This is a genomic window from Brevundimonas sp., assembly GCF_036732845.1.
Lineage (GTDB): Bacteria > Pseudomonadota > Alphaproteobacteria > Caulobacterales > Caulobacteraceae > Brevundimonas.
Map to the genome: position 1 here is coordinate 1 of NZ_DAINBO010000058.1, position 10164 is coordinate 10164.

12 protein-coding genes and 1 pseudogene are annotated in these 10164 nt (G+C 69.5%); 6 read left to right on the top strand and 7 right to left on the bottom strand.

The window, feature by feature from the left end; all coding sequences use genetic code 11:
* From V7D63_RS12510 to V7D63_RS12520, 3 genes and pseudogenes are all read left to right on the top strand, one after another.
* Positions 1-203, top strand: a pseudogene (locus tag V7D63_RS12510) (Nodulation protein N); the annotation flags it as partial.
* A 22-nt stretch (positions 204-225) separates the two neighbouring features.
* On the top strand, positions 226-525 hold the full coding sequence (locus V7D63_RS12515) for a type II toxin-antitoxin system Phd/YefM family antitoxin (protein WP_333592612.1): 300 nt from the start codon (positions 226-228) through the stop codon (positions 523-525).
* Positions 522-905 carry a type II toxin-antitoxin system VapC family toxin gene (locus V7D63_RS12520; RefSeq protein ID WP_333592613.1) on the top strand — a complete coding sequence of 128 codons (384 nt, stop codon included), beginning with the start codon at positions 522-524 and terminating at the stop codon, positions 903-905. The genes V7D63_RS12515 and V7D63_RS12520 overlap by 4 nt, the downstream gene beginning before the upstream one ends.
* Here the strand turns inward: V7D63_RS12520 and V7D63_RS12525 are convergent, their stop codons facing one another.
* The gene (locus tag V7D63_RS12525; protein ID WP_333592614.1) at positions 906-1841 is read right to left on the bottom strand and encodes a Gfo/Idh/MocA family protein; all 936 of its coding nucleotides are present in this window, start codon (positions 1839-1841) and stop codon (positions 906-908) included. It abuts the gene before it with no gap.
* Positions 1842-1846: 5 nt separating this feature from the next.
* On the bottom strand, positions 1847-3004 hold the full coding sequence (locus V7D63_RS12530; protein WP_333592615.1) for a DegT/DnrJ/EryC1/StrS family aminotransferase: 1158 nt from the start codon (positions 3002-3004) through the stop codon (positions 1847-1849).
* Positions 3005-3159: 155 nt separating this feature from the next.
* Between V7D63_RS12530 and V7D63_RS12535 the strand changes: the two genes are divergently transcribed.
* Genes V7D63_RS12535 through V7D63_RS12545 form a run of 3 tightly spaced genes read left to right on the top strand, consistent with a single transcriptional unit; the run spans position 3160 to position 5714 of the window.
* Positions 3160-4266, top strand: a complete 1107-nt coding sequence (locus tag V7D63_RS12535; protein ID WP_333592616.1) for an AGE family epimerase/isomerase — start codon at positions 3160-3162, stop codon at positions 4264-4266.
* Positions 4263-4787 carry a D-glycero-alpha-D-manno-heptose-1,7-bisphosphate 7-phosphatase gene (locus V7D63_RS12540; protein ID WP_333592617.1) on the top strand — a complete coding sequence of 175 codons (525 nt, stop codon included), beginning with the start codon at positions 4263-4265 and terminating at the stop codon, positions 4785-4787. The genes V7D63_RS12535 and V7D63_RS12540 overlap by 4 nt, the downstream gene beginning before the upstream one ends.
* Before the next feature lie 51 nt (positions 4788-4838).
* Positions 4839-5714: an alpha/beta fold hydrolase gene (locus V7D63_RS12545; RefSeq protein WP_333592618.1), complete on the top strand. Its 876-nt coding sequence runs from the start codon at positions 4839-4841 to the stop codon at positions 5712-5714.
* Positions 5715-5875: 161 nt separating this feature from the next.
* On the opposite strand, the gene V7D63_RS12550 is transcribed toward V7D63_RS12545, so the two are convergent.
* The 5 genes from V7D63_RS12550 to V7D63_RS12570 form a co-directional block, all read right to left on the bottom strand.
* On the bottom strand, positions 5876-6100 hold the full coding sequence (locus tag V7D63_RS12550; RefSeq protein ID WP_333592619.1) for an alkylphosphonate utilization protein: 225 nt from the start codon (positions 6098-6100) through the stop codon (positions 5876-5878).
* Positions 6100-8172, bottom strand: a complete 2073-nt coding sequence (locus V7D63_RS12555) for an NAD(+) synthase (RefSeq protein WP_333592620.1) — start codon at positions 8170-8172, stop codon at positions 6100-6102. The genes V7D63_RS12550 and V7D63_RS12555 overlap by 1 nt, the downstream gene beginning before the upstream one ends.
* A 99-nt stretch (positions 8173-8271) precedes the next feature.
* Positions 8272-8691 carry an HIT domain-containing protein gene (locus tag V7D63_RS12560; RefSeq protein WP_333592621.1) on the bottom strand — a complete coding sequence of 140 codons (420 nt, stop codon included), beginning with the start codon at positions 8689-8691 and terminating at the stop codon, positions 8272-8274.
* A gap of 7 nt (positions 8692-8698) precedes the next feature.
* Entirely contained in the window at positions 8699-9595 is an 897-nt protein-coding gene (locus tag V7D63_RS12565; protein ID WP_333592622.1) for an SIMPL domain-containing protein, read from the bottom strand.
* Positions 9596-9687: 92 nt separating this feature from the next.
* Positions 9688-10071: a VOC family protein gene (locus V7D63_RS12570; protein ID WP_333592623.1), complete on the bottom strand. Its 384-nt coding sequence runs from the start codon at positions 10069-10071 to the stop codon at positions 9688-9690.
* Between the last annotated feature and the right edge of the window lie 93 nt (positions 10072-10164).

The window sequence follows — 10164 nt, forward strand, 5'->3', positions numbered from 1 at the left end:
GGGTCAACTACGGCTTCGACAAGCTGCGTTTCCTGGCCCCGGTCCCGGCCGGATCACGGGTGCGCGGACGGTTCAAACTGCTGTCGGCCGAGGACAAGGGCGGGGGGCGCTGGCTGATCAAGCACGAGCTGACGATAGAGATCGACGGCGCCGACAAACCCGCCCTGATCGCCGAATGGCTGGGGATGCAGGTGACGGGGTGAACCGGCCGGTGGGTCGGAGTGCTTGATTTGGACCATTGATTGGTCCATATTTTTGAGCATGACTCATGTCCCGGTCTCTGACGCCAAGGCCCAACTGACCGACCTCGTGCGCCGCGCGGAGGCGGGCGAGGATGTGGTGCTGACACGTCACGGCAAGGACGTGGTGCGCCTGGTCGCGGTTCATATTTCCCCGGACTTGAAAGCGAGGCGGCTGGCGGGCATCCGTGCGGCCCAGGCGCTGGCGGAAGGCAAGTTTCCTCCGGGTTTCAGCGCCGCCCGTAGCCAGGACTTCCTCTACGACGAAGACGGCTTGCCCGATTGATCGCTGTCGACACCTCAGCCCTGATCGCTGTCCTGGCTAGGGAGCCGCTGGGACCGGCCTGCGAAAGTGCGCTGCTGGAAAATGAGCTGGTGATCTCGGCTGGGACTTTGACCGAAGCCCTGATCGTGGCGTCGAGCATGGATTTGCTTCCGGCCATGACCGCCTTGCTGGATAGTCTTGAACCCGAGATCGTCGATGTGACGGCCGCTTTCGCCGAACGGGCGTCAGCGGGCTATCGGCGTTGGGGCAAGGGGTTTCACCCCGCGCGCCTGAACTACGGCGACTCGTTCAGCTACGCCCTGGCGCGGATGTATGACTGTCCGCTGCTGTACGTCGGCGACGACTTCGCCAAGACCGACGTGGTCAGCGCCCTGGGCTGATCAGCCCTCGCCCAAACACCGCAGGGCCACTTCCAGGTTCCTCAGGCCGTCTTCGCCGGTCACGGCCGGGGTCTCGCCGGTGCGGATGGCGTGGGCGAAGGCCTCCAATTCCTTCTTCAGCGGCTCATTGGGCCAGCTCATCACGCCGCGGGTCGAATAGCTGCCGTCGGACTGTTGGCCGAAATATTCGGTGACCTGACGGGTCATCAGGTCGGCGACGACGAATTTGTTCTGGGTCGCGACCTGAAGCGTGCGGGTCTTGTAGGGCGTGACCCAGTTGGTGGTGATGTGGGCGATGACCCCGTTCGCCAGCCGGAACTGCAGCAGGGCGGTGTCCTCGCGGTGGCCGTGGGTGGCGGCCAGTTGCGGCTGGACTTCGACGATCTCGGAGCCGGTCAGGTGGCGGATGATGTCGATGTCGTGCACCGCCAGGTCGATGACCACGCCCACTTCGCCCATGCGCGGCGGAAAGGGACCGACGCGGGTGATCTGGATCGAGACGACCTGTTCGTCGGCGATGGCGCGCTTGACGGCGTCGACGGCCGGATTGAAGCGCTCGACCTGGCCGACCATCAGCACGCGGTCGTTGGCCTTGGCGGCGTCGATCATCCGCTGGGCGTCGGCCACGGTGGCGGCGATGGGCTTTTCGACCAGAACATGGACGCCCTTTTCCAGCAGGGCGACGGACAGGTCGGCGTGGGTGCGGTTCGGGGTCGCCACGATGGCGGCGTCCAGTCCGGCGTCGATGAAGGCCTGGGCCGTCGAGACCCCGGTCGCGCCATAGGCGGCGGCCACGCCGCCGGCCGTCACGGCGTCCATGTCGAACACGGCGGTCAGGTCGAAGTCGCGGATCTCGGAGACCACGCGCGCATGGTTGCGGCCCATGACGCCGGCGCCGGCGACGCCGATCTTCAGCGGGGGAAGGTGCTGGGTCATGCGGATCAGCCCTTGAACGACGCGACGGCGGCGATGATGCGGTCCTGGGTCGCCTCGTCCAGGTCGGCGTGCATCGGCAGGCTGATGACCGTCTTCATCAGACGTTCCGTCACCGGCAGGCCCTGAGGCCCGCGCGGATACATGTCATAGGCCGGCTGAAGGTGCAGCGGGATCGGATAATAGACCGCCGTCGGCACGCCCTGTTCGCGCAGGTGCGCCGCCAGGCCGTCGCGGTTCGGATGTTCGATCGTGTACTGCGCCCAGTTGGACACATTGCCCGCCGGCACGTCGGGCACGACGGCGACATGGGCGCGCAGGGCCTCATTGTAGCGGGCGGCGATGCGGTTGCGCCAGGCGATCTCGTCGCCGAACACCTTGAGCTTTTCGATCAGGACGGCGGCCTGGATGGTGTCCAGGCGGCTGTTCAGGCCAATGCGCATGTTCAGATATTTGGGGTCGTGCTCGAAGCTGCGGCCTTCCAGGTCACGGGCCACGGCCTTGCCGTGCACGCGGATGGAATCCATCAACTGGGCCAGATCGTCGTCATTGGTCAGCACCGCCCCGCCGTCGCCGTAGCAGCCCAGCGGTTTGGCCGGAAAGAAGCTGGTGGTGGTCACGTCGGCCCATTTCAGCGGGTGTTCGCCGTCGAGGGTGCAGCCGAAGCCCTGGGCCGAATCCGCGATCAGCTTCAGACCGTGCTTGTCGCAGATCGCCTTGATGGCCGGATAGTCGGCGGGCTGGCCGAACAGATCGACGGCGATGACCACGCGCGGGATCAGGCGGCCTTCGGCCTTGGTCGCCTCGATGGCCGCCTCCAGATGGGAGGGACTCATATTGTAGGTCCGGGCGTCCACATCGATGAACACCGGCTCGGCGTCGAACCAGGGCACGATCTCGGCCGTGGCCGCGAAGGTGAAGCTGGGCACGAAGACCGCGTCGCCGCGCCCGACGCCCCAGGCCATCAGCGGCAGGGCCAGGGCGTCGGTGCCGTTGGCGCAGCCGAGCGCGTGCTTGGCGCGGCCGAAGGCGGCCAGGTCGGTCTCGAACTGGCGCACCTGCGGTCCCATGACCCAGGCCCCGCCGGTCACGGCCTCCTGCACGGCGGCTTCGATCTTGCCGTTCAGGCGCAGGCGTTGGGCCTGTAGGTCGATGAAGGGGATCATGGAGGTCTCGTCTCGGCGCCGGTCATGGCGGAAGGGGTCAGGCGGCCTTTATCAAACGGCTCTCGGTCACGCCAAACCCGACAGGGTCACTTCCCGTTGCCGGTTGCAACAGCGGGCGTCTTGGCAAATCGCGGTCTGGACCGTAAGCCCGCATCGTGACGTCGCTTTCCGCCAGTCAGGATCGGGTGCGCGCCTGGCTGTTCGACCAGGCCCTGCCGCTGTGGGCGGCGCGGGGCGTGGCCGCCGACGGCGGTTTCCACGAGGCGCTGGATTTCGACGGACGGCCGGTTCCGAACCTGCCGCGCCGCACCCGCGTCCAGGCGCGCCAGATCTACGCCTTCGCGCAAGGGAGCGCCCTGGGCTGGGCGCCGGGCGCCGCCATCGCCCAGGCGGGACTGGACCGGATGATCGCCGCCTGCCGCCGCGACGACGGCCTGTGGCGGCTGACCACCGAAGCGGACGGCGCCCCCCTGGACGACGGCGTCGACCTGTATGACCAGGCCTTCGTCCTGTTCGCCCTGGCGGCGGCGCATCGGGTGCTGGGCGACGTGCGCGCCGCGCCCCTGGCCGCGCGCACGGTGCAGTCGATCCGGGAACGGATGACCTCGGCCCACGGCGGCTGGGACGAGGCGATCCCGCCCGCCCTGCCGCGCCGCCAGAACCCGCACATGCATCTGTTGGAGGCCATGCTGGCCTGGCGCGACATCGCCCCGGCCCCGGCCTGGGACGCCATGGCGGCCGAGAGTCTGAGCCTGTTCGATCGTGCCTTTCTGGACGCCGGAAACGGCGTGCTGGGCGAATATTTCACCGAGGACTGGGCGGTCGCGCCCGGCGAACCCGGCCGCGTCGCCGAGCCGGGCCATCATATGGAGTGGGTCTGGCTGCTGGACCGCGCGCGGGCGGCGGGCATGGGCGAACGCGACGGCCCGGCCCGCGCCCTCTACGCCACGGCGATCGAGCGCGGGCTGGACGCCCAGGGCTTCGCTATTCGCGAATTCGCCCGCGACGGCGGCGTGATCGACGGCGGCCGCCGCCTGTGGGCGCAGACCGAGGCCGTGCGCACCCATCTGTTGCTGGGCCGGGCCGACCGCGCGGCGGCCCTGACCCAGGCGGTGTTCGACACCCACCTGGCCACGGACGTTCCCGGCCTGTGGATGGACAGCTATGACGCCGACGACCGCCCGATGGACGCCCGCGTGCCCGCCTCGACCCTGTATCACCTGATGACCGCCTTCACCGCCGTGCTGGAGTCCGAGACGTGAACGCGGGCAGCGCGGGCGGGGTCGCGGCCGTCTTTCTGGACCGCGACGGGGTCCTGATCGAGGACACCGGCTATCCGCACATCGAATCCGACATGCGCATCATGCCCGGCGCGCCCGAGGCGGTGCGGCGGCTGAACGCGCTGGGCTATCTGGCGGTGATCGTCACCAATCAGTCGGGCGTGGCGCGCGGCCTGTTCACCCTGGACCAGATGCAGCGGTTCAACGACGCCCTGGTGCGCCGGTTCGCGGCCAAGGGCGCGCGCATCGCCGCCGTCTACGCCTGCCCCTATCACGCCGAGGCCAAGGTCGAGCAATACCGCCATCCCGATCACCCGGATCGCAAGCCCAACCCCGGCATGATCCTGCGCGCCATCCGCGAGCATGGCGTCGATCCGCAAAAAAGCTTCCTGATCGGCGACCAGCCCAGCGACCTGGAGGCCGCCCGCCGCGCCGGGGTTTCGGGCTTCCGTTTCGAGGGCGGCGACCTGGATCGGTTCGTGCGCGACCTGTTGGGCCACTGAGGGCGATCATCGCCCGTTGAAACCGGTCTCGCCCGGCGTCACAGTGGCGCCATGAGCAAACCCTACGCCGACCGCCGCTGGACCTCGCCCGACGGTCTGTCGCTGTACGCCCGCGACTACGCCGCCGCCGACGGCCCGGCGAAACTGCCGGTCATCGCCATCCACGGCCTGACCCGCAACAGCGCGGACTTCGAGACCATCGCCCCCCTGATCGCCCAGAGCGGCCGCCGGGTCCTGGCCGTCGACGTGCGCGGGCGCGGCCTGTCGGATCGGGCGCCCGATCCGATGACCTATCAGCCGCCCAACTACGCCAAGGACATGCTGGCGCTGATGAGCGCGGCGGGGGTCGAACGCGCGGTGTTTCTGGGCACCTCCATGGGCGGGCTGATCACCATGGCCATGGCGGCGGTCAAGTCCAAGGCCGTGGCCGCCGCCATCATCAACGACGTCGGTCCCGAGGTGGCCAAGGAGGGGTTGGCCCGCATCGCCGCCTATGCCGGACAGCCGGTGGACGTGCAGTCCTGGGCCGACGCCCGCGACTATGTGCGCCGCAATAACGAGATCGCCTTTCCCGCCCGCGGCGACGCCTTCTGGGACGCCTTCGCCCGCCGCTGTTTCCGGGTGGGGACCGAGGGCGCGCCGGTGCTGGACTATGATCCCGACATCGCCGTGCCGATCCGCGCGGCGGGGACCAAGGCCCTGGTTCCCAACCTGTGGCCCTTCTTCAACCGCCTGGCCAAGGGTCGGCCGACCCTGCTGATCCGGGGCGAGACCTCCGACCTGCTCAGCGTCGATATCGCCGCGCGGATGCAGAAGGCGGCCAGGAAGATGTGGTTCGCCGAGGTCCCCGGCGTCGGCCACGCGCCGATGCTGGACGAACCCGAGGCCAAGGCCGCGATCTTCGAATTCCTGAACCAGGCGCCCTAATGTTCCCTTCTCCCCTTGGGGGAGAAGGTGGGCGCCAGCGGCGCTCGGATGAGGGGGCTGTTTCCGCGAGTCCACCGTCAGACAGTCAGGATGATGCGGGCCTACCCCTCATCCGTCTCGCTCCGCGAGCCACCTTCTCCCCCAAGGGGAGAAGGCTGAGGTCAGGCCTTCTTGACGAACTCGGTGCGCAGGACCAGGCCGCGCACCTTTTCGACATTGGCCTCGATCTCGTCGGGATCGCCGGTCAGGCGGATGTTCTTGACCAGGGTTCCGCGCTTCAGCGTCACCCCGCCCGATCCCTTGACCTTCAGGTCCTTGATCAGGGTCACGCTGTCGCCGTCGGCCAGCAGATTGCCGTTGGAGTCCTTGGTGGGTTCGTCGGTCATCAGGCGTCCGGTATGTTGGTTTCGAGTTCGTCGAGCCAGACCTTGGCCGAGCCGTCGGACGGCGCGCGCCAGTCGCCGCGCGGGCTGAGACTGCCGCCGGTGACCACTTTGGGACCGTTGGGCAGGGCCGAGCGTTTGAACTGGCTGGTCTGGAAGAAGCGGATCAGGAATCGGCGCAGCCAGGCCTTGATCGTCTTCAGATCATAGGCGACCCGCTCGTCGTGCGGCGTCCCCTCGGGCCAGGCGCCCTTCGCGGCGTCGCCCCAGGCCTGGTGCGCCAGATAGGCGGCCTTGGACGGCGCCGAGCCGTAGCGGGTGATGTGGAACAGGAAGAAGTCGTTCAGCGCATAGGGACCGACCGTCGCCTCGGTCGACTGAATCTTACCGTCGGTCGCCGGGACCAGCTCGGGCGAGATCTCGGTGTCCAGGACGGCGCGCAGCACGGGCGCGGTCGCGGCGTCCTTCATCTCGCGCTCGGCGACCCAGCGGATCAGGTGGCGGATCAGGGTTTTGGCCACGCCGCCGTTGACGTTGTAGTGGCTCATATGGTCGCCGACGCCATAGGTGGCCCAGCCCAGGGCCAGCTCCGACAGGTCGCCGGTGCCCAGGACGAAGGCCTGGTTCTGGTTGGCCAGGCGGAACAGATAGTCGGTGCGCAGGCCCGCCTGAACGTTCTCGAAGGTGATGTCGTGCACCGGCTCGCCCTTGGCGTGGGGGTGGCCGATGTCGGCCAGCATCCGCTCGGCCGCCGGGCGGATGTCGATCTCGGCGCCGGTGACGCCCAGGGCCTTCATCAGGGACCAGGCGTTGGCCTTGGTGGCGTCCGAGGTGGCGAAGCCGGGCATCGTATAGCCGAGGATTCCCGTGCGCGGCAGGTTCAGGCGGTCGAAGGCGCGACAGGCGACCAGCAGGGCCTGGGTCGAATCCAGCCCGCCCGAGACGCCGATGACCAGGCGGCGGCTGTTCGTCGCCGTCATCCGGCGCATCAGTCCCTGGACCTGGATGTTGAAGGCCTCGTAGCAGTCGCGGTCCAGCCGCGCCGCGTCGTCGGGCACGAAGGGGAAGCGGTCGACCTCGCGCATCAGGGGACCGGCCGTCGGACCCGTGGGCGCATCCTCTTCGATGATCAGCAGCCGGCCGATGCGCTCGTCCTCGCCCGCGCGGCGCGCCTCGTCGCGGGCGCAGTCGGCGAAGGTTCCGGTGCGCAGGCGCTCTTGCCCGATCCGCTCCACATCCACGTCGGCGATGGTCAGGTGCGGCTGCATCGAAAAGCGCGGACCCTCGGCGATGCGGGCGCCCAGTTCGTGGATCGTCGCCTGCCCGTCCCAGGCCAGGTCGGTGGTCGATTCCCCCCAGCCCGAGGCGGTGAAGACATAGGCCGCCTGCGCCCGCGCCGACTGACCGGCGCTGAGCCGTTCGCGGTCGTCGGCCTTGCCGATCAGCACATTGGACGCCGACAGGTTCAACAGGATGCGCGCCCCCGCCAGGGCCTGGCGCGTCGAGGGCGGCAGGGGCGCCCAATAGTCCTCGCAGATCTCGACCCCGAAGACGAAGCCGGGCCGCCCCGCGATCTCGATGACGAAGTCGGTTCCGAACCGCGCGGCCCAGTCGTCGCCGATGCGCACCGCGCCCCTGGCCAGGCCGCCTGGGGCGAACCAGCGCTTCTCATAATATTCGCGATAATTGGGCAGATAGGTCTTGGGGATGACCGCCTGGGCGCGGCCCCCGGCCAGAACCACGGCGCAGTTGTACAGGGCGTCGCCCTGGCGGATCGGCGCCCCGACCACGGCGATCACGCCCGCCGTCTGGGCCGCGACGGCCAGGGGTTTGACGCAGGTCTCGACCTGGCTGAGCAGGGCGTCCTGCATCAACAGGTCGTCGATGGCGTAGCCGGTCAGGCTGAGTTCGGGAAAGACGACCAGGTCGCAGCCTTTCGCCCCCGCCTGTTCGATCAGGGCGACATGCTCCAGCATGTTCGCCGCCGGATCGGCGATGTGCACGACCGGGGTGGCGGCGGCCACGCGCACGAAACCCTGGTTCTTGGGCGCGTGAAAGGGTTCGGTCCTGGCCATTCGGTCTCCGCTCGTCCCGGCGAAGGCCGGGACCCGGTAGGCGTTTCACCCTTCGCCTTACACCAACAGGACCGGCCAGGGCGACAGCGGGCCTGGAAATCAGCCGCCGACCAGGGCCAGCAGCCGCGCCCGCGTCTGGTCCGGCCAGGGCGTCGCGCCGGGGCGGCCCCAGACCGGATCGGGCCACAGGCCGTCGTCGCGGCGGCGGCCGACCACATGCACGTGAAGCTGGGCCGTGACATTGCCCAGGGCCGCGACGTTCAGCTTGTCGATCGGCCGGTCCAGGGCGGCGGCCATGTCGCGGACCCGGTCCCCGGCGCGGACGATCTCGTCCATCAGCAGGGCGCGGTCGGCGGGCGCCAGGTCGGCGATCTCGACCACGCCGGGGCGGCGGGGGATCAGGATCAGCCAGGGGAAGCGGGCGTCGTCCTGAAGCCGGACGTGGCACAGGGACCAGTCGGCGGCGAACCCCGATCCGGCGTCGAAGGCGGGATCGGGGGCGAAACCGTCACGGCTCATTGGGGTCTCATCCGCCCAGGCCGTAGACGACGCAGGCCTGGTCGGTCAGTTCGCGCAGGGGCGGCTGGAGCGCCAGACGCGCCGCCTGGATGGCCTCTTCGGACGGGGCCGCGCCGCCGACGGGCGCAGGCGGCGCGGGAGGGGGCGCCATGGAGGCCCGCTGCATGCGCGAGCCGGTGACGACGACGTCGGCGTTCACATCGGTCGGCAGGCCGCCGCCGGACGCATAGGACGGCCAGCCGGCCAGGACGTCGGTCTGGCAGGCGCGGCCGGTGGGGTCGATCACGCGCACGGCGCCCAGGCGGGTTCCGGCGTTCTCGGCGGCGGCGCGGGCGCGGTCGGCGGCGTCCTTGACCGCGGCGTTGGCCAGGTTGGTCTTGACCACATTGTCCGGCTCCAGATTGAACCAGACCTGGCCGATCATGGTCGGCTGGGCCGCGACCACGGTGGCGTAGGCGCGCTCCAGCACCGCCGTGTCGCGGATGGTGACATTGACCGTGGCCACGGCCTGATAGCGTTCGATGCGGTCGGCGCGGGTGTTGTCGCGCAGGACGCCGTTCTCGTCGCGATACTGGTCGTACAGCGGCTGGGTCGTCAGACTGGTCTCGACCCGCACCTTGTCGACGCCATAGGCGGCCAGGGCCTGGCTGAGAGCGCGGACCTGATCGGCGGCCTTGCGCGAGGCCTCGGCGACGCTGCGGTCGACCGACTGGAACCCGGCCTGGAAGCCCGCGCGATTGGCCGGGATCTGCACCCGGACATAGCCGATGGAGGCGATGACCGGATCGCGCATCCACCAGGGGGCGGGCACATAGCGGTCGCCGATCGAGGCGGGCGGCGTCTGGGCCAGGGCCGGCCCGGCCAACAGGGCGACGGCCAGCGCCGGGATCAGGGTTTTCCGCATCGACAAACCTCCTTCAGGGTTCAGGTAAAGCCGACGCTCGAACGGCGGCGTGTCAAAAGCACGGCGGGCCGGGCCGCTTCTCAGGCCGCCTCTCAGGCCGCCGGGGCACCGGTCATGATGAAGGCGTTCAGCTTATTGCCGTCGGGATCGCGGAAATAGGCGGCGTAGAAGGCGTCGCCGCGCGGGCCGGGAGGACCTTCGCAGGTTCCGCCGTGGGCCAGGGCGATGGCGTGCAGGCGCTGGATCTGGGCCTCGTCCTTGGCCTCCAGGGCCACCATGACGCCGTTGCCGACCGTGGCCGCGTCGCCGTCGAAGGGCTTGGTCAGGGCGACGCCCGCCCCGCCGCCGGGCGTGCCCCAGGCGATGGCGCCGGGCCATTCCATCATGCGCGACGTGCCCAGCTCGGCGGCCAGGGGGTCGTAGAATTTCGCCGCCCGCTCCAGGTCGTTGGTGCCCAGGGTGACATAGCCGATCATGCGTTTTCTCCCATCTTGGAGCGGGACGCTCCCATACCGGCGGCGGAACGGCAATCGCCCGCCTTGCGGCCAAGCGCCGCCGGGTCTAGACCC